Source organism: Methylobacterium sp. Leaf456 (assembly GCF_001425465.1).
GTDB lineage: Bacteria > Pseudomonadota > Alphaproteobacteria > Rhizobiales > Beijerinckiaceae > Methylobacterium.
This window is the reverse complement of sequence record NZ_LMQV01000041.1, coordinates 18,323-44,646: the sequence shown is the minus strand read 5'-3', so window position 1 is coordinate 44,646 and position 26,324 is coordinate 18,323. Positions and strand designations below refer to the sequence as shown.

Below are 26,324 nucleotides of genomic sequence, written 5' to 3'. Positions count from 1 at the left end.
GTCGCTTCATGTCGCCTGCCCGCCCATCAACGCCGACCCTTCGGACTGGTCGGGCCTTCATGAGGCGAGGGAACGCCCTGTCCCTCCTCGCAGTGGACGGCTTCGTCCTCCAGCGGATTACGCGGCTTGGACGTGGTCGCCGGCGTGATCGGCATGCGCCTGACCTGGAGAGGTTGGTGGTCGTGCACCATGCATCCGCTACGAGCCGCGTCGGGAGTTCCGACGAGGGAGATGGCGGAGGCCAGGACGAGGGTGGCGACGTTCATGTCACGTCTCCGGAAGATGCGAGGGGGCTCATTCGGCGGGAACCGCGACCGCGTGACCGGTTGCGTCCGACTTGGCGGATTTCGCAGGGAGGACGTCCCCGGCGAAGCGGGCGTAGAGCGCCGGCAGGATGACCAGCGTCAGCAGGGTTGCCGAGATGAGGCCGCCGATCACCACGGTTGCCAGGGGCCGTTGGATCTCGGCCCCGGTCTCGGTGGCCAGCGCCATCGGCACGAAGCCGAGCGACGCCACGAGCGCGGTCATCGCCACCGGCCGGAGCCGGGTCATCGCCCCTTCGAGGATGGCCTCGCGGCGGGGTTTCCCTTCGGCGATCAGCTGCTTGATGTAGGTCAGCATCACCAGGCCGTTGAGCACCGCCACCCCGGACAGGGCGATGAACCCGACCGCCGCGGGCACCGAGAACGGCATCCCCCGCAGCCACAGGGCGGCGATGCCGCCGGTCAGGGCCAGAGGAACCGCGCTGAACACCAGCAACGCGTCCTTGGCCGAGTTCAGGGCTGAGAACAGCAGCAGGAAGATCAGGAAGAAGCACACCGGGACGACGACCATCAGGCGCTGCCGGGCCGAGGCCAGGTTCTCGAACTGCCCGCCCCAGGTCACGTAGTACCCGGCCGGAAGCTGCACCCCGGACGCGACCTTGGCCTGGGCCTCGGCCACGAGCGAGCCGATGTCGCGGCCGCGCACGTTGGCGGTCACCACGACCCGACGGCGGCCGTTCTCGCGCGAGATCTGGTTCGGGCCCTCGGTGACCGAGAAGCTTGCGACCTGCTTCAGGAGTACCGACGACGCCCGCCCGTTGACGCCAGGGGGCAGCGGCACGGGGATGTTCTCCAGGGCCTCGCGGTCCTCGCGGACCTTGTCGTTCAGGCGCACGACGATGGGGAAGCGGCGATCGCCCTCGAACACCATGCCGGCCTCCCGGCCGCCGATGGCCGCGCCGATGACGTCCTGGATCGCGGAGGTGCTCAGGCCGAGGCGCGCCGCCTCCGTCTTGTTGATCTTGATCTCCAGGAAAGGCAGGCCCGCCGTCTGCTCGACCTTGACGTCGTCGGCCCCCTCGGTCCCGCGCAGGATCGTGGCGACCTGGTTGGCCGCCTTGAGCATCGGTTCGAACTCCTCGCCGAACACCTTCACGGCGAGGTCGCCGCGGGTGCCGGCCAGGAGCTCGTTGAAGCGAAGCTGGATCGGCTGCGAGAACTCGTAGACGTTGCCGGCGAGTGCCCCGACCGCCTTCTCGATCTCCTCCTGAAGGTCTGCCTTGGAAAGGCTCGGGTCGGGCCACTCCTCCTGCGGCTTCAGGATGACGAAGGTGTCGGACGAGCTCGGCGGCATCGGGTCGGAAGCGACCTCCGCGGTGCCGGTCTTCGAGAAGACGTAGGCGACCTGGGGGAAGCGGCTGATCGCCTGCTCGACCTTCAGCTGCATCGCCTGCGACTGGGTCAGGGAGGTCGACGGGATGCGCTGCGCGTTGAGCGCGATGCTCTTCTCGTCGAGTTGGGGGATGAACTCCTGACCGAGCTTGGTGAACAGGAACCCGGCCCCGACGAGCAGCACCAGGGCGACCGCGACGAAGGTCATCGGAATCCTGAGCGCCGCGCCGAGGACCGGGCGGTAGGCGGCCTTGATCCCGCGGATGAGGACGTTGTCCTTCTCCGTGACCTTGCCGGTGATGACGATGGCGATCATCGCGGGCACGAAGGTCAGCGACAGCACGAAGGCCGAGACCAGCGCGATAATGACGGTGAGCGCCATCGGCTCGAACATCTTGCCCTCGACCCCGGTGAAGGTGAGGAGCGGCACGTAGACGAGGATGATGATGGCCTGCCCGTAGAGGGACGGCTTGATCATCTCCTCGGCCGAGGCGCGCACGGTGACCAGGCGCTCCTCCAGGTCGAGCTTGCGCCCGAGCTCGGTCTGGCGCTCGGCGAGATGGCGCAGGGCGTTCTCGGTGATGATGACCGCGCCGTCGACGATGAGGCCGAAGTCGAGGGCGCCGAGGCTCATCAGGTTCGCGCTGATGCGGCCCTGGACCATGCCGGTCATGGTCATCAGCATCGCCACCGGGATGACGAGCGCGGTGACGATGGCCGCCCGGATGTTGCCGAGCAGCAGGAACAGGATGACGATGACGAGGGCGGCGCCCTCGGCCAGGTTCTTGGCCACGGTCCTGATGGTGGCCTCGACCAGCACCGTGCGGTTGAGGACGGTCTGCACCTCGACGCCCGGGGGTAGCGAGCGGCGGATCTCGGTCATCTTGTTGTCGACTGTGGCCGCCACCGTGCGGCTGTTCTCGCCGATCAGCATCAGGGCGGTGCCGATGACGACCTCGCGCCCGTCCTCGCTGCCCGACCCGGTGCGCAGGTCGCGCCCGATCCGCACCTCGGAAATGTCGGAGATGCGGACCGGCACGCCGCCACGCGTGGTGACGACGACGTTGCCGATGTCCTCCATGGTCTCCAGGCGGCCGGCGGCACGGACGACGTAGCCCTCGCCGTTGTCCTCCAGGTAGCGGGCGCCCTGGTTGGCGTTGTTGGCCTCCAGCGCCCGTCCGATGTCGGCGAAGGACAGGTCGAGGGCGGTGAGCTTCATCGGGTCCGGCTGGACGTGGTACTGCTTGTCAAAGCCGCCGATGCTGTCGACGCCGGCGACCCCCGGCACGGTCTTCACCTGGGGTCGGATGATCCAATCCTGGACCGTGCGCAGGTAGGCGGTGCGTTCGAGCTCGGTCGTGAGCCGCTGGCCCTCGGGAGTCAGGTAGCTCCCGTCCGATTGCCATCCGGCCTTGCCGTCCGGGGAGACCTTGCGATCCTTCGGTTGGGCGTAGTGGATCGACCACATGTAGATCTCGCCCAGGCCCGTCGAGATCGGGCCCATGTGCGGCTCGGCCCCCGGCGGCAGGGTCGACTTCGCCTCGCCGATGCGCTCGGCAACCTGCTGGCGGGCAAAATAGATGTCCAACTTTTCGGAAAAGACCGCCGTGACCTGGGAGAAGCCGTTACGCGAGAGCGAGCGCGTGTATTCCAGGCCCTTGATCCCGGCGAGCGCGGTCTCGACCGGGTAGGTGACCTGCTTCTCGATATCGACCGGGGAGAGCGACGGCGCCGTGGTGTTGATCTGCACCTGGTTGTTGGTGATGTCCGGCACCGCGTCGATGGGGAGCTTGGTCAGCGAGAACACGCCGAAGCCCGCCGCGAGCAGCGACAGGAGCACCACGAGCCAGCGCTGGTGGACGGAGAAGTCGAGGATCTTGGAGATCATGATGGCCGCCCTCAGTGCGCGTGGTCGGCTTCGGCCTTGCCGAGCTCGGCCTTCAGGACGAAGGAGTTGGCCACCGCGACCTCGTCCCCGGGCTTGAGGCCGGACAGGATCTCGAAGGCGTCGTCGTCGGCCTTGCCGATGGTCACGTCCCGGCGCTCGAAGCCCTCCTGGGTGCGTACGAAAGCCACCTTCTCTCCGCCGATGGTCTGGATCGCGGACTTCGGCAACCGGACCCCGACCTTGTCCTGGGCGATCTCGACCTCGGTGGTCACGAAGGTGCCGGGCCGCCAGGCCATGTCCTTGTTCGGCAGGGAGACGATGACCCGGGCCGAGCGGGTCTCCGGGTTGAGGATCGGGCTGACGAACACGACCTTGCCCTCGGCGCGGGAGGCGTCGTCGCCGCCGACGATGGTCACCTTGGCGCCCTCGCGGACCTTCGACAGCTCGGTGGTCGGGACGGAAAGCTCGATCCACACCGAGGACAGGTCGGCGACGGTGTAGACGTCGGCCGGATCGCCTTCCTTGCCGACGGCGGTGCCGACGTCGACCTTGCGCTCGACCACCCGACCGGCCAGCGGCGACCGCAGTTCGTAGCGGCGCAGGCTCGACAGGTTCGGGGTGGTCTCGTCCTTCTTGGCGGAGGTGGCGACCTCGGCCGCGTTCAGCCCCAGGGCCGACAGCTTCTGCCGGGCGAGGTCGACGCGCAGGGTCGCCTCCGAGTAGGCGGCCTTGGCGTTCAGGAATGCCGACTCGGCCGAGATACGCTTGTCCCAGAGGGCCTGCTGGCGGTCGAAGTTCGTCTTCTCCAGGTCCGCCTTCACCGTCGCGGTGAGGAAGTCGCTCTTCGCCTCGGCGACCTCGCGGCTGTCGAGGACGGCGACGACCTCGCCCTTGGCCACCGCCTCGCCGAGGCGTTTGCGCATTTCGGACACGGTGCCGATCACCCGCACGGGCACCCGGGCGATCCGGTCGGCGTCCTGGGTGATGGTGCCCGGCACCAGCAGGTGGCGCGAGAGGATGCCGCCCTCGACCGTCGCCAGCTTGATGTCCTGCTCGGCGGCCTGCTCGGCCGTCATCTTGATCTTGCCCTCGCCCTCCTCGTCGTGGCCGTGCGCCTCGCCCTCGGCGTGTTTGTGGCCTCCGGCCTCCGGCTTGGCCTCGCCATCCGAATGCTTGTGCTCCCCGGCAGGCTTGGGCTCGCCTTCGGCATGCTCGTGGCCATGCTCGCCATGACCGTGGCCATCGTCGGCTGCGGGTGTCGCCGGCTTGGTCATGGCGGCGTTGGTCGGTGGCGCCGCCCGGGCGTTCGTGAGGCCGGCGGCGGCGAGCGCGCCTTGCACGACCTCGGACACGCGGGGGAAGGCACCGCCGATGGCGATGCCGATGGCCAGGAAGGCCACGGAGAGGAATGCACGCATGGGAATGGGCCGGGTCCGCCAGGGACGTCGCACCTCCGCTCATGCGGCAGGGGACGGTCCCGTACTGGGTATTTCGCGATGACGAGGCGGCCGCGACCCGTGAGGGGCCGACCGGGACGCGCCACGGACGTGGCGACGTCGCCTCAGGCGCGAGGCGGCCTGGGAAGGCGGTCGGGCGAAACCGAACCGACGGGGGTAATCTCGGTCGCGTAGGAGGCGCGCGCTGTCCCGCGGGATGGCAAGGCGGGCGTCCCGTCCACGTTCAGGGCCTGGTGGCACCCGCAATTGGCATGGCAGGCCGGGCAGGCATCGGCGTGATCGGCGCCGGCCGCCTGCGTCGGCGCGGACACGGACAGTTCGTGACCGGCCGGACGATGGGCCTCGGCGGAGTGGATCGCGCCGGGGACGACGAGCGCCAGGACAAGGACGAGCGAGAGCACGCGGACGGTGGTCGCCCACCAGCCGCGCATTGTCTCGCAGGCCCTGATCCGGGGTCCCTTTGTCATGGTCGCCTTATGAACGATTCAGGGCCGCCCGTACATGCCGGATGGCCGAAGACGAGGGCCGAGCCTAGTCATCGTCGTGATGGTGATGGTGGTGCCTGCGCTCGCCGTAGAACCGACGTTCCCCGTAGAACGCCCGGTCGCCGTAATCCCGATGCGGACGGTGGATGACGACGTCGTCGTGGTCGCCATGGTGGTACCGGTCGACGTGGACGTCGCCGCGCCGGTCGAAGTCGCCGCCGTAGTATTGGGCGGACGCGGCGGCCGGCGCCAGGATCAGGCTGACGGCGACCAGGGCCGGAATGCGAACTCGCATGGCTCGTTCCTCAAGGGGGTATGGCGACAGGATGGGCCCCTTGAGTTGAACGGACCCTGAAACCCCCGTTCATCGAAATGCGGATGGAGATCCGGGACCCCGTGATAGCGGTTCACAAGGTCCCGGACCGCAAGGGCTCAGTTACGTTCGATGATCGTCGTGCGACGCTCGCCGCCATGATGATCGTCATGGTGGTCGTCATGGTGGTGATGCTCGCGAACGACCTCATGGTGGTCGTCGTGGCGATCCCGGTGACCCTCGCCATGGCGCTCGCCGTGGCTGTCGCCGTGGACGCCCACGCCGCCCGGGCCGACGTCGATATGCTGGGCCAGGGCCGCGACCGGCGAAAGGGCCAGGGAGACGATGGCGGCGATGGCTGCGAACTTGGTCTTCATGTTGAGGTCCCCTCTATCGATTACGACGCAGGAACGTACCGATAGGGGAAACCGATCCGAATATTCCCGGTGGAACCCGGGAATATTCGGCAATGGGCATTCGTGCGTCGCCGGATCGTCCGCGATGCTTGCTTGGGCGATGATCCTCGATGGCGCCCCGGCATGCGGAACGCGGCATGACCGTGCAGCCGGCCCGCATCGACCGTGTAAGCCCGGGGGGATCGCGGGGTGCCCGCCCCGGCACGGGGCCGAGGCGGGCGGTTCACGGGACCGAGGGGGGCACGACGGTCCCATGAAGGTGTCGGGCGGGAGCGGACAGGTCATCCCCCCGCCAGGGCGTAGCCGATGCCGACGGCAAGGAAGGCGAAGGCGACCAGGAGGGGAAGCATACGCATCGGTGCATCCTCCCGGCCGCCCGAGGTCGGCGACGTCCGCTCACTTCTTGTCGTGGGAGTGACCGTGGGCATGCCCATCCTTGTCGGAATGGATCGGCTTGCCGTCCTTGCCGACCTCGCGGGCCTCGCTCTTGCGCGGGTCGTCGCGATGGGCCGGGCCACCCGCGACGCCGCCGGTGTTCGGGACGGAGCGCTCGGGATTGTTCGCGTTCCCATGCCCGTCCTCGGCGGCGAGGGCGGGAGCCCAGAGGCTCGCCAGCAGGCCAGCGGCGAGAAGGGCGGCGACGGTACGCTTCATGATGATGGTCTCCAGGGCTCGGCGGCCGCTGCGGCCGCCTCGACACCTGAGATAGCGACCCTGTTTGACACCCGGACGCCCGGTTCGTGACGAAGTGTGTCAGCGACCGGCGCGCGGCAGGGAGATCAGCACCCGCAGGCCGCCTTCCGGGCGACTGGATAGGACGATGTCCCCGCGCTCCGCCTCGACGCTCCGACGCGCGATGGTCAGGCCGAGGCCGGTGCCGCCGGTGTTTCGGTTCCGCGACGCTTCCAGGCGGGTGAACGGCTCGAAGGCGCGGGAGACCTCGTCGGGCGCGATGCCGGGACCGTCGTCCTCGATGGAGAGCAGCAGTTCCTCCGGCTCCACCGCGAGCGAGATGCGGGCGCGGGTCCCGTAACGCACGGCGTTGTCGACGACGTTGTCGAGCGCGCGTCTCAGGGCCACCGGGCGCACCGTCGCGAGGGCGCGACCGGGCCCCGCATAGGAAACGTCGCGGCCCGCGTCCGAGGACGCGTCGGCGATGCTCATGAGGACGCTCGCGACGTTCGTGACCTGGCGCGGTTCGGGATCGGCGTCGCCCCTGAGGTACGCCAGGGTCGAATCGACCATGGCCTGCATGTCGTCGAGGTCAGAGCCCATCGCCCAGGTCTCGTCGCCCTCGGGCAGGCCGTCGAGGCGCAGGCGTAGCCGCGCGATGGGGGTGCGCAGGTCGTGCGAGACGGCCGCCAGGGCTTGGGTCCGCTCCATCACCAGCCGATGGATGCGGTCCTGCATCGCGTTGAGGGCCCGGGCGATCCCTCGGGTCTCGTCCGGGCCGGCTTCCCGCACAGGAACGACCTTGCCGTGCCCGATCTCCCCCGTGGCTCGGGTGAGGTCGCGCAGCGGTCCCGCGATCCGGTGCATCAGGATGACGGCCGCGACGCCGACGAGGATGGCCATCGCGGTGGCGAGGTAGGCCCACGATCCAAGCCTGGCGAGGCCGGGCGCGTGCGCCGAGCGGAAGGTCAGGAAGCTTCCGTCGGCCAGGGCGAGCGCGCCGCCGAGGTCGTCCTGGTGAAGGACCTCGTCCCCGCCGTCCATCGCCAGTGCGAGACCGGGCCCGAGGCTCGGCTCGGATGCGATCATCCGGGACCTGAGCGACCACATCGCCGGATCGCCGGCCTCGTCCTGGCGCAGGGGCGAGGTCGCGGACCACCCCAACTCGAAATGCGCGGACGACAGGGCCTTCGCCTCCGCGTCGCGCTCGGTCCGGGGGCGTCGGAGCACCGCCTCGCGCGCCAGGGTAAGCTGGTTGGCGACCTGTCGCGCGAACGCATCGTCCGCCGCGGCGGTCGCGGATTGCCGATAGAGAAGCAGGGCCCCGCCGTGGACGGCGAGGATGGCGAGGAGCAGGACGGCGACCGTGCGGGCTTCGAGGCTGCGGGCCAAGGGTGCGAGGCGCCTCACGCGTGCTCGACCTTCGAGGCGAGCATGTAGCCGGCTCCGCGCACGGTCTTGATGACCGGGGGCAGGCCCTCGGGCGGTTCGAGCTTACGTCTAAGGCGGCTCACCAGGGTATCGACGCTTCGGTCCGTAGGCGACCCGAGCCTGGCACGGGACAGTTCGAGGATCGTCTCCCGGCCGAGCACGCGCCCCGGGTGTTCGAGGAAGACGAGAAGGAGGTCGTACTCGGCGCCGGACAGGTCGACGGCCGCCCCCTCTGGATCGACGAGCGACCGGCTGCGCATGTCGAGCCCCCACCCCGAGAACGTGAGGACCTCCGATGCCGGGTTCGAGGGCGACAACGCTGCCATGGAGGCGCGGCGGAGCACGGCACGGACCCGGGCCAGGAGTTCGGGACGGCCGAACGGCTTGGCGACGTAGTCGTCGGCGCCGAGTTCGAGCCCGAGCACCCGGTCTGCCTCCTCGTTTCTGGCGCTGACCATGATCACCGGTACCGTGCTCCTGGCCCGCAACGCCCGGAGCAGGTCGAGACCTGAGGTTCCGGGCAGCATCACGTCGAGCAGGACGAGGTCGACGCCACCGGCAGGCAGGTGCCGCCAGAACTCGATGGCATTCCTGCAGCCGGTGACGCGGTAGCCGCTTTCCCCGAGGAGACGCGTGACGAGCATGCGCAGGCCGTCGTCGTCCTCGACGAGCACGATGTGGCCCCCGTCGACGGCCGGTGGGCTCTGAGGGTCTTGCGAAGCCATCGATTCCCCCCCGCTCAGGCGATGGCCTGGTCGAGCATGAGCAGCAGCAGGAAGCCGGCGAAGAACATCGCCGTCACCCAGGGACGGTCCTCGGTCTCGTGCGCCTCGACCAGGAGTTCCTCGGTGACGAGGTACAGCAGGGCGATCAGGCCGAAGGAGAGGAAGGCGGCCTGGATCGGCGCAGACAGGGTGGCGACGGGCCCTCCCAGCAACGCCCCCAGCGGCAACAGGACGACGAGGCCGGCGGTCATGCCGACGACCTTGCGCTTCGATGTCCCGCCTTCCCCGAGCTCGTTCGCGACCGTCAGGCCGAGGAACAGCACCTCGATGGTGAGGGCGACCGTGAGCAGGATTCCGGCCTTGGCGCCGGCGGCGAAGGCGATGCCGAGCACGAGCCCGTCGACGAGGATGTCGATGCCCGTGACAGCCATCAGCCCGACGGGGCCGCTCGCCCGCTTCCCCAGCGTCTTCACCAGCAGCATCGCCGCGACGCCGAGCGCGCCGCCTGCCAGCATGGCCAAGGGCGAGCCGGCATGCTTGAGGTCCGGCAGGATCTCGCCGGCCGCCGCGGCGAAGACCACGCCCGCCGCGAAGTGCTGGATGGCGCTGACCAGGATGGGTCCGGGTCGAAGGTTGACCGCGACCGCGGCGCCGATGACGGCCGCCGCCGCGGGGATCAGTGTGTAGGCCCAGGCTTGCATCACGCTCTCAGACGACGTGGTCGGGCGCGAGGGCGCAGGCGTTGTCCGCGCTCGTCTCCACCTGCAGGGTGGTGTGGCCGATGCCGAACCGTTTCTTGATCCCGCCTGCCGCGTCCATCAGGAAGGCGTCGTCGGGACGGCCGCCCGGCATGATGAGGTGGGCGGTCAGGCATGTCTCCGTGGTGCTCATCGCCCAGATGTGCAGGTCGTGGAGGGCGGTGACGCCCGGCAGTCCTTCGAGGTGGCTTCGGACGGCGGCCGGGTCGATGCCCGGCGGGACGGCGGCGAGGGACAGCGTGAGGCTGTCGCGCAGGAGGCCCCAGGTGCTCCAGACGATGACCGCCACGATGGCGAGGCTGACGACGGGATCGAGCCAGGTCCACCCGGTGTAGAGGATGACGAGGCCGGCGATGACCACGCCCGCCGAGACGGCGGCGTCGGCGGCCATGTGCAGGAAGGCGCCCTTGATGTTGATGTCGCCCTTGGCGCCCGAGGCGAACAGCCAGGCGGTGATGCCGTTCACCAGGATGCCGACCGCGGCCACGACCATCACGGTCTTGCCGGCGACCGGGGCTGGCTCGCCGAAGCGCTGGATCGCCTCCCAGGCGATGGCGCCGACGGCGACCAGCAGGAACACCGCGTTGAACAGGGCCGCCAGGATCGACGAGCCCTTCATCCCGTAGGTGTAGCGCGCGCTCGGGGCGCGCTTCGCCAGCACCATGGCGACCCAGGCCACCACCAGTCCGAGGACGTCCGAGAGGTTGTGCCCGGCATCGGCCAGCAGGGCCATCGAGTTCGCCAGCACCCCGTAGGTGGCTTCCACGACGACGAAGCCGACGTTGAGGGCGATGCCGATGGCGAACGCCTTCCCGAAGCTCGCCGGTGCGTGGCTGTGCCCGGGGCCGTGGGCGTGCCCGGCGTGGGCTTGGGAATGGTCGTGTCCGGCGTGGTCGTGGTGGTCCGTCATCTCGGCTTCCGGTCTGAGGATGCAAGCATTGATGCCTAACTCCTCTACCCACTAGAGGAGCAAGCGCCCGTTTCGGCCTCGGTCAGTGCCGGTCGCTGAGACACTCGCCGTGGTCGGCCAGCACCTCGATGATCCGGCATTCCCCGACGTCGCCGCCCGAGCACTGCTCGACCATGGCCTGCATCTCCCGCCGGAGGCCGGTCAGCCGGGCGATCCGGTCGTCGATGTCGGCGAGATGTTTCCGGGCGATGGCGTCGGCCTCCCCACAAGGCCGGTCGGGATGTCCGGCCAGGTCGAGAAGGGTTCGGATATCCTCGATCTCGAAGCCGAGCTCGCGGGCGTGCCGGATGAACCGCAGCGTCCGGACGTCGCCCTCTCCGTAGGTGCGGCGATTGCCCTCCGTACGCACCGGCGTCGGCAGCAATCCGCGTTCCTCGTAGAACCGAATGGTGGGGACCTTCACCGCGGCGCGGCGCGACAACTCCCCGATGGCGATGGACTTCATGCCGCTTGCTCCTCTAGTCGCTGGAGGAAGTAGGGTGCCTGGGGAATTGCGGAAGGCACCTCATGAAAGACGCGACGACCTTGGACCGAACCGATAGCCCCCCGACGCGCCTGCGCGTGTCCGGGATGGATTGCGCCTCGTGCGCCGCCAAGGTCGAGAACGCCGTTCGGCGCCTACCCGGCATCGAGGACATCTCGGTCTCGGTGGCGACCGAGACGCTGACGGTGCGGCATGGACCCGCCACCGACGCCCGGGCCATCGCGGCGACGGTCCGCAGCCTGGGCTACGGCGCGGACGACACTTCCGCCGACGCGGTGTCGGATGCCGAACGACCTGAGCCGGTCTGGTGGCAGTCTCCGAAGGCGCTGCTGGCGTTCGCCTGCGCGGCGGCCCTGGTGCTGGCTTACGCGGTCGGCCAAGCCGCGCCGGCGATGGAGCGCTGGGCCTTTTTGGCGGCGATGGCGGTCGGACTGGTGCCGATTGCACGACGTGCCGTCGCGGCCGCCCGGCACGGGACGCCGTTCTCCATCGAGACCCTGATGTCCGTAGCCGCCATCGGCGCGACCGCCATCGGGGCGACCGAGGAAGCGGCCACGGTCGTCTTCCTGTTCCTGGTTGGCGAGGTGCTGGAAGGGGTGGCCGCAGGCCGGGCCAGGGCGAGCATCCGCGGCCTCACCGGCCTGGTGCCGGACACGGCCCTGCTGGAGGGCGACGGATCGACGGAGCGGGTGCCCGCGGCGAGCCTGCGGGTCGGGGCGACCGTCCTGGTGAGGCCGGGTGACCGGGTCCCGGCGGACGGGACCGTCCTCGACGGGGAGAGCGCGGTGGACGAGGCGCCGGTCACCGGCGAGAGCGTGCCGCGGCGCAAGGCACCGGGCGATGCGGTGTTCGCCGGGACCGTGAACGGGGACGGCGCGCTTCGGGTGCGGGTGACCGCGGCGGCGCGGGACAACACCATCGCCCGGGTCGTGCGGCTGGTGGAGGATGCCCAGGAGGCGAAGGCCCCGACCGAGCGCCTGATCGACCGATTCTCACGGGTCTACACACCGGCCGTGGTCGCGGTGGCCACGCTCGTCGCGATCCTGCCGCCGCTGCTGTTCGGGTGCTCGTGGAACGAGTGGGTCTACAAGGGGCTCGCCATCCTGCTGATCGGCTGCCCCTGCGCCCTGGTCATCTCGACGCCCGCCGCCATCGCGGCCGGGCTCTCGGCCGGCGCCCGCCGGGGCCTGCTCATCAAGGGCGGCGCCGTCCTGGAGCGGCTGGCCGCCGTTACCATGGTGGCCTTCGACAAGACCGGCACCCTGACCGAGGGCAAGCCCGTGGTCACCGACGTCCTAGCGTTCGGCCGGTCCGAACGGGAGGTCCTCTCCTTGGCTGCCGCGCTTGAGGCAGGCTCCTCGCATCCGCTCGCCAAGGCGGTGCTTGCCAAGGCCGCGGAAGCCGGCGCACCGATGCCTCCGGCATTCGGGTCGAAGGCGCTCGGCGGCAAGGGGATCACCGGCAATGTCGGCGGCCTCGACCTGTTCCTCGGATCGCCGCGGGAGGCGGCAGCGCGCGTGACCCTCGAGGCGGAGCAGGAGGCGCGGATCTCCACCCTGCAGGGCGAGGGTAAAACGGTCGCCGCCCTGCTGGCGAACGGGGCGTTGGCCGGGCTGTTGGGCATGCGCGACGAGCCCCGGTCCGACGCCAAGGCCGGGATCGACCGCCTCGCGGCGGAGGGCATCGGGTCGCTCATGCTGACCGGGGACAACGCCCGCACGGCCCAGGCGGTGGCGGGGATGCTCGGCATCGAGGCACGGGCGGGACTGCTGCCCGAGGACAAGCAGCGGATCGTACTTGAGCTCCAGGCCGCCGGGGCCGTCGTGGCGAAGGTCGGGGACGGCATCAACGACGCCCCGGCGCTCGCGGCCGCAGACGTCGGCATCGCGATGGGTGGCGGCACCGACGTCGCGCTGGAGACAGCCGATGCAGCGGTGCTACACGGGCGCGTCGCCGACGTGGCGCGGATGGTGGAACTGTCCCGCAGGACGCTGGCGAACATCCGCACGAACATCGGTGTGGCACTCGGCCTGAAGGCGGTGTTCCTTGTCACGACCATCGCCGGCATCACCGGCCTATGGCCGGCCATCCTCGCCGATACGGGGGCGACGGTCCTGGTAACGGCCAACGCCCTGAGGCTGCTGGGGGTCAGGCTGCGCTAGGACCGGTTGTCCCTGACCTTGCCGGGTGGCTGATCGGCCACTTGGATGGGGATGGCGCGGCGATGCGGCCCATTCCGAACGTACGCGCCACCCGGAGCCCGTCCGTTCTTGACGCGTCCCTGGTTCCTGGATCGTGCCGGGGCGATGTTACGGGTGGCGGATGACTCCCGCGTCGTGATGCAGGTCCGACTTGGTGCCGGGACGCGACCCGCCGTTCGACCATGATGCGAGGGACCCGTCGGGGGTGCCCTCCCAAGTGCGGGAGGAGTCCCCGGGGCATCCACCTAGGATCCACATCCCGGACGTTAAAGTCGAAGCTCAGTCCGGACACGGGGGCGCTCCTGGGTGGTCGGGCCCTTCGCCGTTTGTGGTGGCGCCCGATCACACCAGCCTAACAGACGCCGTCGATTCGTTCAGTCAGGCGTGGTGCTTGGGGGCAGGTGAGAGCTCCTGCAGCCTGTCGAAGACCCTCTTCTTGGCCTCCTTGAAGCGCTCCCTGCCACCGAGCTCGTAGGCGGCCCGGCCTACGACGAAGGCGATGTCCACCCGCTCGTTCCTGGCCATGAGACGGTGCTCGGGGGTGATGTAGGCGTCGACGTCCGCGAGCATGGCCTTCACGATTGCCGCATCGGTCTCGGCGGTCTCGCGCTGGGTCTCGCGCCAGCGTCGGGCGCGGTCGGCGGCATCGCGACGGACGCGGGCGGACCGGGCGGCGGGGTGCTCCTCGGGGAGCGCGGAGGCGGTTGCGGTGCTCATGACGGTAGAGTGCCAGGCCGTCCAGAAAGCCACCATGGGGGATCGCGCACGGTGTGAAGGACGGTCGATCCGGTCCTTCCGGTGGCGTTCCGATCACGCACGTTCCGTTACGGGGTATGGGGCCTTGGCTACGCCAATGTCGGGAAGCGGAAAAAAGATCTGGACCGTTCCCGCGTCAGTTCTCCTCGTCGGACGGCCACCACCGCCAGGGAAGGCCACCAGGGCATCGTGCCTGGCAGGATGTGTCCTTACCCACGCCACCCCCGACTGACCGCCACAGCCTACCTCCCTGTGCCTCACCGGCGGCCGATACCCCCTCGTCCCCGCGATTTTCCGATCCCCTTCCGCAAGTATTGCCCCGCGTAACGGAAGGTCAGGCCCCCGATTGACCTTATCCTCGGCGTACGTATCCTCGTCATGTTGATCCCGGCCTGAGTTGCGGACGTGCTGCCCCGCGACAGGCCCCAGTAGAGGACCGTCGTGACAACCTCCCTCATCTCCCCGACCGCCACGCGTTGGCCCCAGGCTGCTTCCCTGGTCCGTCCAGCCCCCGCCTACTGCTCCGAGCTCCGCCCCCTCGACTACGCCCGTCTCGTCCACCCCAAAGGCGGTGTCGGGTCCGCGATGTTCGGCGACCGCGTCCCTCCCAGGAAGCCCAGGAAGGACGGCAGCACCGAGCCGCGATGGTCCGACCTGCGGTACTCCTCCCACGCCCTCGCGAGCCGCGACGTCGATCTGCAGGGCCGGCGCTTCATGTCGTTCGCATCGTACCCGTACTCCAAGCCGGGCGAGCCCCGCGTCGCCAAGGACGCGATCAACATCGTGTCCCTCGGCGCCTCGTGGCTCGACCTCGACTACTACAACAAGCCGGACTGGAAGGACGTCCCCCCGCGCAAGGTCCTGGAAGCCGTCCGCAACATCTGCGAGGACCGCGGCTGGCCGTCGCCGTCCTACGCCACGTTCTCGGGGCGCGGGATTTTGGTGGTCTGGCTCTACACCGCCTCCCAGCCGGCCCAGCGTGTCATGGCCCGCCACCGTGCCTTGCAGCAGATCCTCCACGAGGAGTTCCTGCCGTTCGGGTCCGACTACACGGCCAAGGCTGCGACGAAGCAGTTTCGGATGCCGGGCACCTACAACGAAAAGAGCGGCCTCCCGGTGGTGGTGATCTTTCCCGACCTGACCGCCGAGATCGCCCGGATCGACTTCGACGAGCTCTGCCGCGTGGTCCTGCCGTTCCAGCGCCAGACCAAGGCCCAGCGGGAGGCCGCCAAGGCCGAGGCGAAGGCCAAGCGGACCGCCGCCCAACTCGCCAACCGGACCCCGCGGGAAGGCCACCACGGCGCCAAGCTGACCGGCTCGTCGTACTGGGACACCATCGCCGCGGACCTCGACCGGCTGTATGCCCTCCGGCACGGCAAGGCCGGCATCAAGGACACCGCGGCCCGCGAGGACACGGGAGCCGGCCGCAACTCCTGGCTTGTCGCCTTCGTCTACGTGGCCTCGTGGCGCCTCCCGGCCTCCGACCTCGACGCGTACGTCATCGAGACCGCCGACCGCCTCGGGCTCGACCACGCCTCCGCCAAGTCGAAGGCTTGCTCCATCGTCGGCAGGGCGAAGGAATCCGCCCGGGGCGTCCGCCGGACGTACCGCGGATTCACGGTCGACCCCCGCTACAAGCCGTCCCCCGCCCACCTCCGGGACCTGCTGGTCATCACCCCGAGGGAGATGCGCCGGGCCGACCTGCGCATCCTGATCGACCAGGCGCGCCGGTCCGAGAACGCCGTCTCGCGCGTCGTCGCCTCTCGCCGGGCCGCGGGCGTCAGGGACCGCTCGGTCCAACAGCAGCACCGCCTCGAAGTCGGGCAGCAGGCCGTCGAGTTCCTCGCCGAGGGCCTGACCGTGAAGGCGGTGGCCGAGCTCTACGGTGTCTCGCCGCGGTGGCTGGACAACGCCCTCCGGGACGCCCGCGCCGTCGCCGGCATCACCACCGCCAAGGCCGAGCCGGTGGTGGCTCCCGTGGTCACCGTCGACGACGTCGGCGACACCCTCGACCTGCCCGTCGGCACCCCCGCCGTGATCGCGCACGAAGTGTTACGGGATATCAGAGAGACCGCGCGCGAGGCTGTTGTCGCAGGCCGCCGTACGCAGTATGTTCCTCGGGTCACGACGAAGGGCAGCACTCTTCTAGGACAGACGCCCGCTGCGCGCCCCACGGCCCGGCGGGCGTCGACGTGTCCGGCCTCCGAGATGGAGGTGGCGTGACATGAAGTGGCGCCTCACACCCGAAGAGCAGCAACTTCAGGACACCTTGCGGGCCGCCGCGGCGAGGCTGCACGCCGTCTGGTACCGCTACCCGGTCGGCGACAAGGAAGCGGCCCGCCGGGCCGAGCGCGAGCCGGTGGGCCGACGTCGGTACGTGGGTGGCGGGATCTGGCACAGCATTTCGGGAGCGGCCCCGATCCCCGTGCCCCCGCGCCACGACGTCGGCCAAGCCCTGCTTCGCGAGGTGCTTCAGGCGTGGCGGACGCCGGCATGGTCGGACATCTCCGTCTGGGACGACTCGCGCCGTGGGCCGATCCGACGACTCCTCAAGGCCGCCGGCCTCGCCCTGCAGGACCCGGACGAGGATGGGGTCGAGCGCGCCGACCTCCTCGTCCGGGTGGCCATCTCGGCGATCCGCTCCCAGTCAGAAAATCCTGACGGGCGCATCGAGCGGTTGGCGGCCCTGCCCAAGGGCGTCTGGCGCGTCGACCTGTCGGGCCTCATGGGCCTGCGCGAAGACCCGCCCGTCAGAAAAGTCTGACACCTGCAAGAACGGCTTGGCCCATCCTTGTCAGCGCCGGGAAAATGACCGGCTAAGCGACGTCAAAATCGCTTAGCCCCCTGATTACCCTTGTCGAATCCAGGTGCGAGGCATTCCATCCTTTTCGATGGAACCAAACCTCGCCCCGCGCGTTTCGGACGCCCCCAACTCGACGCTGGTCCATGCGTCCGGAGCCAGCCGGCAGTGCCGCGGCTCCTACCGGGTCTCGCCCCAAGGGGCGGCGCTCAACTCCTCCCTGATGAAGGGCCTCGCCGCGGTCATCAAGGACCGCCGGCTGACGGCCCCCCAGCTTCGGGTGTTGCTCGGGCAGCTCGAGAGCCGGGACAGCGACCTCCGCGACGAGCTCGCGGCGATCCGGTCCCACGACGGCGACCGCATCACCTGGAAGCGCCTGCTGGTGTTCTGCGACGCCATGAAGGTCGAGGCCGGCGAGCTCATCGCCTCAGTCTACCTCGCCCGCACCGCCGGCCCGAGGGTCCACTGATGGGCACCCGGCTCGACTTCTCCATGGTCCGCATCCTCGGCGAGGATTGCCGGGCCGTCGACGGCGGGCACGAGCTCGCGCTGACCGCCTACGTGGCCCAGGTCGACGGCGACCGTCTCGTCGAGCACGCCGCGGTCGCCCGGGTCACCGAGACCTTCGCCGGCTGGGACCCCCAGGACTACCAGCGCGCCAACCTGAAGCTCCACCGGGCCCTGGCTGCCCGCGTCGCCGAGCTCGCCCTCGCCGCCCGCCGGGAAGAGGGCTGACCATGTCCCGCAGGCGCAACCCCATCGCCATGGCCGCCGGCCTCGCCGCGGTCGCCGCCGCCATGGCCCTCGTCATCCGCGAGGCTCAGCCCTCGTCGCCGCCGGCACCACCACCGCCCCCCCGGAAGCGCCGGTCGAAGCGCATCCCCCGCGAGGTCGTCATCGAGGGCCTGATCGGGACCTACCCCGGCCTGTCCGTCGAGGACGCCGCGCGGATCGCGACGGCGTGGCCGGGCAACTTCATCGACGCACCCGCAAGGAGAGACCAGTGAGCGCCGACCGCTATCAGGACGCGATCACCCGCGTGCTCGTCCACGAGGGGGGCTACGTCAACGACCCGCGCGATCCGGGCGGCGCCACCATGAAGGGTGTCACCCAGCGCACGTTCGACGGCTACCTCAAGCGGAACGGCAAGCCGTCCCGCCCGGTCCGCTCGATCACCCAGGCCGAGCTCGGGGCCGTCTACCGCCGCCAGTATTGGGATGCCGTGAAGGGCGACGAGCTCCCCGAGGGGATCGACTACGTCCTGTTCGACGGCGCCGTGAACTCGGGCCCGGGCCAGTCCATCAAGTGGCTGCAGCGCGCCCTCGGCGTCCGCGTCGACGGTGTGATCGGCGAGGCGACCGTCCAAGCCGCGGAAGCCTACCCCGACCACGACGCCCTGGTCGCCGCGATCCTGGAGCGGCGCCTCGCGTTCCTCAAGTCGCTCCGGACCTGGAAGGCGTTCGGCAAGGGCTGGGGCCGCCGCGTCGTCGAGGTCCGCCAGATCGGGCAGGCGTGGGCCTCCGGTTCGGTCGGGCCCCAGCCGACCTACTTCGCCGGCATGGAGCGCCGCGGCCTCCTGTCCGACGCCAAGGGCGCGCCGTCCCCGGCCATCGCCGACGCGCTCACCGGTGGTGGAATCGTCGGCACGGTCGTCGACCAGACCGTCTCGGCGCTGACCCCGCTCCAGGATGCCCTGCCGTCCATCGGCAAGGTCGAGCGACGCCTCGCGGATCGGCCAGTCATCGATCATGAAGGACGGCCCGGCGAAGGGGTCGAACGAGACCCTCATCGAGGACGCCTGCAGGGGCGCGTCGATCAAGCGGCCGCGGGCCCACGCCATCACGGCGCGCTGTCCCTTGCGTAGCGCCCGCTGCCGGGCGGCCTCGCTGACGACGAACGTCACGTCGTAGAGGGCGACTGCGTGCACGTGCGCGACGACGATCCCGGATTCCCGCACACTCCAGACCCGGCGAACTCTGTTGCGGTAGACGTCTGTCACTGCTGCCTCCTCTGGACGGCGTCGCGGATTGCCTGGCAGGGCATCAGCCGCCCGGGCGCCGCGAGGACGGCTCTGAGGGCTAGGTCGACGAGGAGCCCCTGCACGGGCCCGGGGCGCCGGCCGGGAACGGGGGCAAACGAGAAGCTCACCGCCTCGGCCTCGGCCGCGAGAGCCGCTGCCCGGTCGAGGGGAAGCTGCCCCGCCTGCCACGCCCGCTCGGCCTCGGAGACCCGGGCGGCGAGACCGCGGGACACGAGGCGGCAAGTCCGGCCGGCCTGCCAGCCGGACTTGATGCGCCTGCGGGAGGCGGCGAAATCAAACGTCGTCATGATCACCCCTCCCTCAGTTCCGCGTCGCCAGGTGCTCGCGCGAGGCGAGTACGGTTTCGATCAGCCGGCGCAGGACGCGGACGGACCCGCCGGGCCAGTTCTCCGCCAGGACGCCGGCTTCCTCCTCGTCGAGGTCCGGGAGCCACGTCGCATCGAGGCCGCGCTCGCGGCGAACGTCGGCAAGGATGCCCTTCGTCAGCGAAGGCAGCGACGCCGCCGTCCGGGGGCCCAGCGTCAGGACGCGGAACCGGGACAGCAGGGCCGGATCGAGGCCGGCGACGCTGTTCGCCGTGGCGAGCCAGCTCACCGCCGAGAGGTCGGTCGGGCACTCCAGGAAGGGATCCTGGTACCGCCTCGACGTCTCCGCCTCCGTGAGGGCCAGGACGCCGTCGACGAGCCTGCCGTTGTCCGCCCTGGTCCCCGCGCGGGAGAGCTCATCGAGGACGACGAGCACGCTCGCCGCGCCGGCCTGCTTGATCGCCTGCAGGGGCACCGTCGCCCGGCCGGTGCTCCACTGGCGGGACGTCCCGATCAGGCTGGAATCCGCGACGCCCCCGCACGAGTAGACCGTCACGGCCAGCCCCAGGATCTCGCCCAACCGCCGCGTCAGGCGCGACTTGCCCGTGCCCGGGGGGCCGAGCAGGAGGGTCGGTGGCAGGTGCACGAAGCTCCGCCCGGCCAGCGGGACGAGGATCGCGTCGATGACCGCGGCGTCGTCCGGGAACTCGGACACGAGCACCCGCCGCGCCTCGGCCAGGTCGGGGACGACGGCCAGCGGCAACGCCTTTCCGGCGAGGGGCGCCCACTCCGTCCGGGCAGTGCTGCCCGTGCTCCTACCGGCGCGCGCGCCGTTCTCGGCGCTGCCGGGCAGGTGCTCGACGGACGCCAAGACGACCAGGCTCGGCCCTGCGGCACGCTCCCGATCCGCCTTCTCGCGGGCCGCCTTCGCCCGGGCCTCGGCGGCCCACGACGGCTCGGGCTCTTCATCCTCGGGCGCGGCCGCCCGGGTTGCATCGTGGATCGTGGCGTCCCCGGATTGCAGGGCGCTCGCCAAGGCGCCAAGGCCGGGATTCCCCGGACGCCAGGCGTACCGCACGTCCGCCGACAGCCCGACCAACGCCGAGGCGTACTTGTGCCCCTCCTGGCCGTGCTCGACCAACCAGGCAGCCCTCTCCCGGCAGTAATCTCGGCCGGCGCGGTCGCCACACTCGGCGAGGCAGCCGGCCGCCGCTCCGGCAAGCTGCTCCAACTCGACGCGAAGGACGACTGCATCGTCGAGGTCCTCGGGGTCGAGGTCGAGCCGCTCGTCGAGCTCCTGCAACCTGCGCTCGCACGTCTCCAGGAGGGCGAGGAGGCGGACGTAGCCCGTGTGGGCGCGCCTGGGATCAGTCCAGCCCTTGTCGCGGACGTCCTCGGCTGTGCTCCACGCGGCCTGCCAAAGCCCCAGCACGCCGTCATCGTCGCCGAAGCGCAGCAAGTCGCGGCGCCGCGGCCGGTCCCGCGGGCAGCGGACGGTCAGGAGGAGTTCCAACAGCCGGAACGGCGAGTCGTGTCGGAAGGGAGGAGGCAGGGTGCCGTTCAGGACGGCGTCGAGCGTCACAGCGGACGCGGCCTCGCGCGAGGTGCGATTGTTCTGCATGTTCGGTTTCCTTCGACCAAGAGCTCGGGTGAAAACCGCAAGCTCACGTGAGTTTGACTATAGGAGGAAGGTGTTACTGATCTCCTTCCTGGGTCTTCAAAAAACGGAAATGTTCACGCTCGGCGCGGGCATGATCTATTTCCGCATAGGCTTTCTCCATCTCGACGCGGGCCATCCCGCCGAGATACGCACGCTCCCGCATGCTGGGGCCCTGGTCGACGCCCTTTCCTTTGGAGTAAGGCCCCCGGTCGCAGAGCTCGGCCGAGGCCAGCAGCATGTACCCAAACGCCCTTGGGCAACTGGACGTCGCGGCCCGACCGAGGAGCGTGTAGACCCACGCCGCCACGCCGAAGCGTTCGATCCTGTCGCGGGTCACCGTGCGCCGGTTTAGGCCCGTCACCCGCCCCAAATCGGTGCTCCACTCGTTGCCGAAAATGACCACGGCGGCCTCCTCGACGGCATCGGACAGGTCGCGTCCGATCTCATCGAACGGAACGGCCTCGCCGTCGATGTGCGGGGTCTTGTCGACGAAGGAGAGGACCTGCCCGTCGATTGTGCCGACGGGGACGCCAACGTCGGCCTTGGCTCCGGGGTGGAGGATGATGCGCGCCATGGGGGGAGGCCCTCGAATCAATAGGGCGGCCCCTTCTGGACCGCCCTTGGACAACGTGGATGGGTGGGGTTTTAGGCGCGGTTCTTGTTGAAATGCGCCACAGCTTCGAACAGGCGCTTCTTCGAGTAAGCCGCGTACTGCTGCGCCTGCTCCAGCGACAGCTGCGAGGTCGCGAGCGCGAGCTCCTCCTTCCCCTTCTCAAGCTTCCACACGACCCGGATCGCATGGGGGAAGAGCTTGCTCGCGGGGACTTGGACGAGGCTCTCGACGTACCGGGCGTACTCCCAGGCAGTCCTGAAGAGGACGGGGCGGTCGTAGCGCTTCTGCTTGTTGGATTCCGTTGTCATTACTTCCCTCCAGGGAGTCTCTAAGCGGCGGAGTAGATCTCACCGCGGGGCGGCCGGTCGGCGCTCCCCGATCCCCCAGCACGCCGGGGGAGAAGGGAGGGCCGCTCAGGCGGCTAGGGGCTGGGTGTGCCGGACCTCTTCCGCCAGGGCGGTGGCGAGGGCGGCCTGGAGGACCTGCTGCTGCTCCTGCAGTTTGAGCCAGATCTGGGCCAAGGCGAACCCGTTCTTGCTGCGCCCGGTGAGGATGATCTCGCGGATGTCGGCGAGGGCCTCATCAGTGCGGGCGAGGTTCGCGCGGATGCCCTCGATGCTCGTGGGGATCGGATCGGGGCGGCGCTGGAGGTACCGATCCTCGAACGTCCACACGAACAGCACGGGCCACACGAGGACGCGCCACGCGAAGCGGAGGATGATGGACAGACGGATTCTGGCAGTGGACTTGAGCTTCATTTCTGGTCGGCCTCTAGAGATGAGGAGTTCGAAAGCTGGGCGGGCATCGGCCACACCGCACTGGGAAGAATACGGACGGCGGGATCGCCGTCAAGCTGCGAGGTGCACTATCCACAACGAGAAAGGGCCCCCGGTGAAGGGAGCCCTGCTCGTAGTCCGCACCCCAGATGGAGTGAACCGTGGTCGAATGACCAGCGGGGGTCTTCGTAGGGTCTGTCCTCCCTAGACTGGGAGGGATCGTGAACCAGAGGCTAAGAAAGTCGCGTTGGTTGGTTTGCCCGACAACGTGCCGGCTGACCTCAAGATAGCCAGCCCGCCGCCCCCGTCAATCGCCTCGTGCCGCCTCGGTTAACGCCGGGCTGGATCATCGCCTGGTCGCTGCGGAGACTTCTCGAAGGATCGATTCGAGGGGACCCCAGTGGGCACAGGTTGGCACGTACCGGAGCAAGGCGGCCCGCCCGGGATCGAGCCCGGCTTCTACGCCGAGGATCAGGCGGCCCTCGACGCGCTGCTGGCCGATCCGACGACCGAGCACGCCTTGGTCGCCCCGGGCGCGCCGTCGCCGCTCGTCCACGGGCAGCGCGCCCGCGTGGCGACGCCCGAGCAGGCTGAGGTCCTCCGGGCGCACGAATCGCGGCCTGCGCCCGCCGGCATCCATCCTGCCCGTACGATCCCGTTCAACGACCTGATCAGGGGTCTGGAGCGCGCTCGGTCCGCCGGCCTCGTCAGTCGGAAGACCTGCCAGGACACGGGGCTGATCCTCTACTGCTACACGCAGCGCTGCGTGTACGACCACGGCTGGGATGCCTTCACGCTGCTGGCCCGCGGGCTGATCATCGACCCATTCCGTGGCGCCGTGGTTGCGACGCCCTTCCCGAAATTCTTCAATCAGGCCGACGAACAACCTGCTCGACGGCTACGGCTCGTCCGCCGCCCTCGGCCGCGTGATGGAGGCCGCCTGATATGGCCGACCTGTCGATCTTCAAGCCGGACCTCAAGGGCCTGCTCTCCCTCGAAAAGCGCGAGCTCGCCCGCCGCGTCCTGGAGCTCCACGACGAGCTCGTCCGGGAGCGCGCCCGGCGGGAGGAGGCGGAAGCTCAGATCCGCGTGCCCTCATGGGAGAGGGGCTTCGTCAAGGACACCGGCCGCGCCCGGGACGCCGACCTGCCGGCCGTGGGGTCCTTCCATGGCTGAGAAGCACACCACAACGTCCGGCATCATCATCGGAAGCGCGACCTGGGAGGCGTTCGTCGTCGGCCCCATGGCGCGCGATGCCCTCGGCGCCATCGGTCATCGGTCCGACGTGGAGGCGATCCGCATCGAGGCGGCGGGCGGCGAGTACACGCTCAATCGGGAGCCAGTCTCCAAGTCCGACGCGGACCTCGTCTTCAACGCCTGGCGCTGCGACCCGAAGCGGTTCTCCGAGGACGCGAGCGAGAAGCTGATCGAGCACATGCGCAGGGCCATCACGGTCAGGCGGTTGCTGGGAGGGACGGCGGCATGACCGAGGCTTGGGCTGGGCGCACCTTCCGCAACGCGGCGCCCCTGACGCTGCGAGGGGACAACCCCGTCGACGGCTACTCCGCGGAGGACCTGCGTGGGCATGGGTGGGCGCCGGGCGGGTACATGGGCACCTGCCAGGACTGTGTGGAAGTCCACGTCGGTGGCGACAAGCGGTGCCGGCGATGCCGGGCGTGCGCGATCAAGGCCCTGGAGGCTTCCCGCAACCGTCCGAGATGGCAGAGCGGGCACAAGGGGATCCCGACCGACCGTCCGGTGTGGGCGTACTTCTACTGGAGCGGCAGCAGCGAAGACGAGGACATCATGCTGCTGCACGGCATCTCGGACGAGGGCGGTGAGGTGTTCACCGTCCAGCACGAGAGGGTCCGCGACTGGGACCGGTACGGCCACGTCATCTGCTGGATCGACGTCGAGGAGCGCCCGGCGCTCTCCGTCGAGGCGGTCGACGCCATCGTGGCTGCCTTGGCCGACCAGCGGAGCATCCACTGGTCCTGCGCCGACCACATCGTCGAAGACTGGCTGCACCAGACGGCCCTGCAGGCGGTCGTCGACGGGCACCGGGACGCCACGCGAATCGCGGCGGCCGCGCTCAAGAGCCGCGAGCTCGACTTCTCCCGGTACTACGGCTGAGGGCGACGACCATGTTCTCATCGAAGCTCGAAACCGCCGCGGTCGCTTGGCGCGAGGCCCGCATGAAGGCATGCGCGGCGCCCGTCGAAGGGTTCGTGAAGGACAAGAAGGGCGACAGCATCGCGGTGCCGAACCTGCAGGTCTGGACCGACCTCGGCGCCGCGGAGACCACCCTGAGCGAGGCGGTGGTGGCCCATTTGGCGAAGGAGGCCGAGTTCGCCCGGCTGGAAGCGCGCCCCAAGCTGTTCGTCATCCATGGCTGGATGCATCACGCCCCGCACGAGGAGGAGGCGTGCACCCTGGAGGAGGCAGTCCAAAGCGCCAAGGCGGCGAACGACTGGGGGTATTGGTTCCCGGAGAAGATCTGCACGGTCGCCGGCGAACTCGTGCTTGCCGAGGCAGAGCTCTACGAGCGCATCTGGGCTGAGGACGCGGCATGACCGAGTGTGGGTTCTGGTGGGCCTCGGTCGAGAGACGCGAGCCGCAGGTCGTCGAGGTCTCGGAGAGCCACGGCATCAAGTTCGTGTTCGCGACCGGGAACGACGTCGACCTCAGCGAGGCTGACGTGCGCCTGATCGAGCGGGTGCTCCCGGCCGGGCGCGCTGCGGCCGCCGTCGATAGGCTGGACGAGATCGCCGGCGAGTTGTGGCCATGGCGCGTGGTGGAGGAGATCTCCGCCATCCTGCTGATCGAGGAGAGTGGGGCATGACGACCGATGCGGCCGCGCTGGCCAAGATCGAGGGATGGACGTCCATCTGTGGCGACAAGCCGGAGGTCCTCGTCCATGAGCTCGCTGAACTCGGGTTCGTGATCATGCGCCGGTCCGAGATCGATGCCCTGGCTGATGCCATGTGGCAGTGCCTCGACGACATGGGCGCACAAGGCCAGGGCGTGTGCCTCGCCTCGAAGGCCAAGGCCCGGGTCGCCTACGAGCCATTCCGGGTCGACGCCGATGGCGAGGAGGCGCCCGTCGACTACCCGCTTGAGGAGGCCGAGCGCACCCTGGAGTGGATACGGGATGGACTTCGGCACGAGCTCATCCGGCCCGTGACGGTCCTGCCGTGGTCGGACGAGGCCGTCTCGCCGCTGATCAAGATCGATGGAGGCAAGGCATGACCAAGTCATCCGACGTCGCCGACTGGATCTCGGAGAACGTGGCGCTGTCCCCGCCGGGCGCCTCGGTGCGCCTGTCCGGCTACCAGCGCGCCATCGTCGAGGCCATAGCGGACCCGGCGGTGAAGGTGCGATTCCCGACGCCGGCGGAGATGTGGCGGGCAGGCCAGCGCACGGAGGCGGCCCACCTTATGCTGTGGGCGGCCCTGCAAGGGCGAGGACGTCTTGCTCTGCGAGCGGACGCCGGTTGCCTCGGCCTATGAGTGGAGGGTTCGGCCTTCGCCGAACACCTGCCATGCCGCATGCGCCTCGGCCTTCTCGCGGAACATGACCGGGACGCTCACGAGATCGATTTCCTCGCCGGGCTCCCTGCGCTTGTCGAGGATCGCCTGACCCTTCAGGACGGCCACGCCGTAGCCGCCGATGTTGTGCTTGGTCGGGTCCGGTTCGGGCCAGTAGCCGTACACGACGTCCCCGTTGGCCATGAGGATGTTCAGCGCGTCGGCCGGGATGGGCTCCTGGGCGATCATGCCGATGTTCGCCTTGGCCGGCTCGATCATCTCGGCGAGGTACGAGATGAGCTCGGGGCTCTCAGGGGTATAGCGCTTCATGATGGTGTCCTCCGGTGATGGGGACACCATGCAGGCCGACCCGTCGCCTTTGATTGAATCC

Annotated in this window: 32 protein-coding genes and 1 pseudogene; 14 read left to right on the top strand and 19 right to left on the bottom strand. The window is 69.6% G+C overall.

The window, feature by feature from the left end:
- Positions 1–294: 294 nt before the first annotated feature.
- The 10 genes from ASG52_RS18795 to ASG52_RS18745 form a co-directional block, all read right to left on the bottom strand.
- Positions 295–3,543, bottom strand: coding sequence for an efflux RND transporter permease subunit (locus tag ASG52_RS18795; protein WP_056096979.1), 3,249 nt, complete (start codon positions 3,541–3,543; stop codon positions 295–297).
- A gap of 11 nt (positions 3,544–3,554) precedes the next feature.
- The gene (locus tag ASG52_RS18790) at positions 3,555–4,961 is read right to left on the bottom strand and encodes an efflux RND transporter periplasmic adaptor subunit (protein WP_056096976.1); all 1,407 of its coding nucleotides are present in this window, start codon (positions 4,959–4,961) and stop codon (positions 3,555–3,557) included.
- Between the two features lie 570 nt (positions 4,962–5,531).
- Positions 5,532–5,780: a hypothetical protein gene (locus ASG52_RS27965; RefSeq protein ID WP_056096972.1), complete on the bottom strand. Its 249-nt coding sequence runs from the start codon at positions 5,778–5,780 to the stop codon at positions 5,532–5,534.
- A gap of 137 nt (positions 5,781–5,917) precedes the next feature.
- The gene (locus ASG52_RS26600; RefSeq protein ID WP_082476696.1) at positions 5,918–6,175 is read right to left on the bottom strand and encodes a hypothetical protein; all 258 of its coding nucleotides are present in this window, start codon (positions 6,173–6,175) and stop codon (positions 5,918–5,920) included.
- A gap of 435 nt (positions 6,176–6,610) precedes the next feature.
- Entirely contained in the window at positions 6,611–6,868 is a 258-nt protein-coding gene (locus tag ASG52_RS18770; RefSeq protein WP_056096966.1) for a hypothetical protein, read from the bottom strand.
- Positions 6,869–6,967: 99 nt separating this feature from the next.
- Positions 6,968–8,296: an ATP-binding protein gene (locus ASG52_RS18765; protein WP_056096963.1), complete on the bottom strand. Its 1,329-nt coding sequence runs from the start codon at positions 8,294–8,296 to the stop codon at positions 6,968–6,970.
- The gene (locus ASG52_RS18760) at positions 8,293–9,042 is read right to left on the bottom strand and encodes a response regulator transcription factor (protein WP_056096961.1); all 750 of its coding nucleotides are present in this window, start codon (positions 9,040–9,042) and stop codon (positions 8,293–8,295) included. Before ASG52_RS18760 ends, ASG52_RS18765 begins: the two co-directional genes overlap by 4 nt.
- 14 nt (positions 9,043–9,056) lie before the next feature.
- On the bottom strand, positions 9,057–9,743 hold the full coding sequence (locus tag ASG52_RS18755; protein WP_056096959.1) for a ZIP family metal transporter: 687 nt from the start codon (positions 9,741–9,743) through the stop codon (positions 9,057–9,059).
- Positions 9,744–9,750: 7 nt separating this feature from the next.
- The gene (locus tag ASG52_RS18750; RefSeq protein ID WP_056096956.1) at positions 9,751–10,710 is read right to left on the bottom strand and encodes a cation diffusion facilitator family transporter; all 960 of its coding nucleotides are present in this window, start codon (positions 10,708–10,710) and stop codon (positions 9,751–9,753) included.
- An 82-nt stretch (positions 10,711–10,792) separates the two neighbouring features.
- Entirely contained in the window at positions 10,793–11,215 is a 423-nt protein-coding gene (locus ASG52_RS18745; RefSeq protein WP_056096954.1) for a MerR family transcriptional regulator, read from the bottom strand.
- 62 nt (positions 11,216–11,277) lie between these two features.
- Here ASG52_RS18745 and ASG52_RS18740 point away from each other — a divergent pair, with 62 nt between their 5' ends.
- Positions 11,278–13,416 (top strand): heavy metal translocating P-type ATPase, encoded by a 2,139-nt coding sequence (locus tag ASG52_RS18740; RefSeq protein WP_056096951.1) that lies wholly within the window; start codon positions 11,278–11,280, stop codon positions 13,414–13,416.
- A gap of 417 nt (positions 13,417–13,833) precedes the next feature.
- Here ASG52_RS18740 and ASG52_RS18735 read toward each other — a convergent pair whose 3' ends face one another.
- Entirely contained in the window at positions 13,834–14,172 is a 339-nt protein-coding gene (locus tag ASG52_RS18735) for a hypothetical protein (protein ID WP_156384035.1), read from the bottom strand.
- A 753-nt stretch (positions 14,173–14,925) separates the two neighbouring features.
- Between ASG52_RS18735 and ASG52_RS18730 the strand changes: the two genes are divergently transcribed.
- The 6 genes from ASG52_RS18730 (at position 14,926) to ASG52_RS18705 (ending at position 18,875) form a co-directional block, all read left to right on the top strand.
- Positions 14,926–16,434, top strand: a complete 1,509-nt coding sequence (locus ASG52_RS18730; RefSeq protein WP_156384034.1) for a hypothetical protein — start codon at positions 14,926–14,928, stop codon at positions 16,432–16,434.
- 1 nt (position 16,435) lies between these two features.
- Positions 16,436–16,975 (top strand): hypothetical protein, encoded by a 540-nt coding sequence (locus tag ASG52_RS18725; RefSeq protein ID WP_056096942.1) that lies wholly within the window; start codon positions 16,436–16,438, stop codon positions 16,973–16,975.
- 127 nt (positions 16,976–17,102) lie between these two features.
- Complete coding sequence (locus ASG52_RS18720; protein WP_056246680.1) at positions 17,103–17,480, top strand: hypothetical protein; 378 nt, start codon at positions 17,103–17,105, stop codon at positions 17,478–17,480.
- On the top strand, positions 17,480–17,746 hold the full coding sequence (locus tag ASG52_RS18715) for a hypothetical protein (RefSeq protein ID WP_056096937.1): 267 nt from the start codon (positions 17,480–17,482) through the stop codon (positions 17,744–17,746). Before ASG52_RS18720 ends, ASG52_RS18715 begins: the two co-directional genes overlap by 1 nt.
- A gap of 2 nt (positions 17,747–17,748) precedes the next feature.
- Positions 17,749–18,018: a hypothetical protein gene (locus ASG52_RS18710; protein ID WP_056096935.1), complete on the top strand. Its 270-nt coding sequence runs from the start codon at positions 17,749–17,751 to the stop codon at positions 18,016–18,018.
- On the top strand, positions 17,973–18,875 hold the full coding sequence (locus ASG52_RS18705) for a glycoside hydrolase family 108 protein (RefSeq protein ID WP_442919072.1): 903 nt from the start codon (positions 17,973–17,975) through the stop codon (positions 18,873–18,875). Before ASG52_RS18710 ends, ASG52_RS18705 begins: the two co-directional genes overlap by 46 nt.
- Here the strand turns inward: ASG52_RS18705 and ASG52_RS28810 are convergent.
- From ASG52_RS28810 to ASG52_RS27400, 7 genes and pseudogenes are all read right to left on the bottom strand, one after another.
- A pseudogene (locus ASG52_RS28810) lies at positions 18,795–18,968 on the bottom strand (L5-gp82 domain-containing phage-derived protein); the annotation flags it as partial. The gene ASG52_RS18705 and the pseudogene ASG52_RS28810 sit on opposite strands and share 81 nt — an antisense overlap.
- Positions 18,969–19,006: 38 nt before the next feature.
- Positions 19,007–19,339 (bottom strand): hypothetical protein, encoded by a 333-nt coding sequence (locus tag ASG52_RS18700; RefSeq protein ID WP_156384033.1) that lies wholly within the window; start codon positions 19,337–19,339, stop codon positions 19,007–19,009.
- A 13-nt stretch (positions 19,340–19,352) separates the two neighbouring features.
- Positions 19,353–20,978 (bottom strand): AAA family ATPase, encoded by a 1,626-nt coding sequence (locus ASG52_RS18695; RefSeq protein ID WP_056096926.1) that lies wholly within the window; start codon positions 20,976–20,978, stop codon positions 19,353–19,355.
- Between the two features lie 73 nt (positions 20,979–21,051).
- Positions 21,052–21,591 (bottom strand): hypothetical protein, encoded by a 540-nt coding sequence (locus ASG52_RS18690; protein WP_056096924.1) that lies wholly within the window; start codon positions 21,589–21,591, stop codon positions 21,052–21,054.
- A gap of 71 nt (positions 21,592–21,662) precedes the next feature.
- On the bottom strand, positions 21,663–21,938 hold the full coding sequence (locus ASG52_RS18685) for a hypothetical protein (protein ID WP_056096921.1): 276 nt from the start codon (positions 21,936–21,938) through the stop codon (positions 21,663–21,665).
- A 105-nt stretch (positions 21,939–22,043) separates the two neighbouring features.
- Positions 22,044–22,388: a hypothetical protein gene (locus ASG52_RS18680; RefSeq protein ID WP_056096918.1), complete on the bottom strand. Its 345-nt coding sequence runs from the start codon at positions 22,386–22,388 to the stop codon at positions 22,044–22,046.
- A 364-nt stretch (positions 22,389–22,752) separates the two neighbouring features.
- Positions 22,753–23,292, bottom strand: a complete 540-nt coding sequence (locus tag ASG52_RS27400; protein WP_156384032.1) for a hypothetical protein — start codon at positions 23,290–23,292, stop codon at positions 22,753–22,755.
- Positions 23,293–23,351: 59 nt separating this feature from the next.
- Between ASG52_RS27400 and ASG52_RS18670 the strand changes: the two genes are divergently transcribed.
- The 7 genes from ASG52_RS18670 to ASG52_RS18640 are packed head-to-tail and all read left to right on the top strand — an operon-like array spanning position 23,352 to position 25,915.
- Positions 23,352–23,582: a hypothetical protein gene (locus ASG52_RS18670; protein WP_056096912.1), complete on the top strand. Its 231-nt coding sequence runs from the start codon at positions 23,352–23,354 to the stop codon at positions 23,580–23,582.
- Positions 23,575–23,892: a hypothetical protein gene (locus tag ASG52_RS18665; RefSeq protein ID WP_056096909.1), complete on the top strand. Its 318-nt coding sequence runs from the start codon at positions 23,575–23,577 to the stop codon at positions 23,890–23,892. The genes ASG52_RS18670 and ASG52_RS18665 overlap by 8 nt, the downstream gene beginning before the upstream one ends.
- A complete protein-coding gene (locus tag ASG52_RS18660; RefSeq protein ID WP_056096907.1) occupies positions 23,889–24,539 on the top strand; it encodes an ACT domain-containing protein in 651 nt (216 codons plus the stop codon). Before ASG52_RS18665 ends, ASG52_RS18660 begins: the two co-directional genes overlap by 4 nt.
- 11 nt (positions 24,540–24,550) lie before the next feature.
- Positions 24,551–24,979, top strand: a complete 429-nt coding sequence (locus ASG52_RS18655; RefSeq protein WP_056096904.1) for a hypothetical protein — start codon at positions 24,551–24,553, stop codon at positions 24,977–24,979.
- Complete coding sequence (locus ASG52_RS18650; RefSeq protein ID WP_056096901.1) at positions 24,976–25,248, top strand: hypothetical protein; 273 nt, start codon at positions 24,976–24,978, stop codon at positions 25,246–25,248. Before ASG52_RS18655 ends, ASG52_RS18650 begins: the two co-directional genes overlap by 4 nt.
- A complete protein-coding gene (locus tag ASG52_RS18645) occupies positions 25,245–25,655 on the top strand; it encodes a hypothetical protein (RefSeq protein ID WP_056096899.1) in 411 nt (136 codons plus the stop codon). Before ASG52_RS18650 ends, ASG52_RS18645 begins: the two co-directional genes overlap by 4 nt.
- A complete protein-coding gene (locus tag ASG52_RS18640; protein WP_056096896.1) occupies positions 25,652–25,915 on the top strand; it encodes a hypothetical protein in 264 nt (87 codons plus the stop codon). Before ASG52_RS18645 ends, ASG52_RS18640 begins: the two co-directional genes overlap by 4 nt.
- Here the strand turns inward: ASG52_RS18640 and ASG52_RS18635 are convergent.
- The gene (locus ASG52_RS18635; RefSeq protein WP_056096895.1) at positions 25,910–26,263 is read right to left on the bottom strand and encodes a hypothetical protein; all 354 of its coding nucleotides are present in this window, start codon (positions 26,261–26,263) and stop codon (positions 25,910–25,912) included. The two genes, ASG52_RS18640 and ASG52_RS18635, sit on opposite strands and share 6 nt — an antisense overlap.
- Between the last annotated feature and the right edge of the window lie 61 nt (positions 26,264–26,324).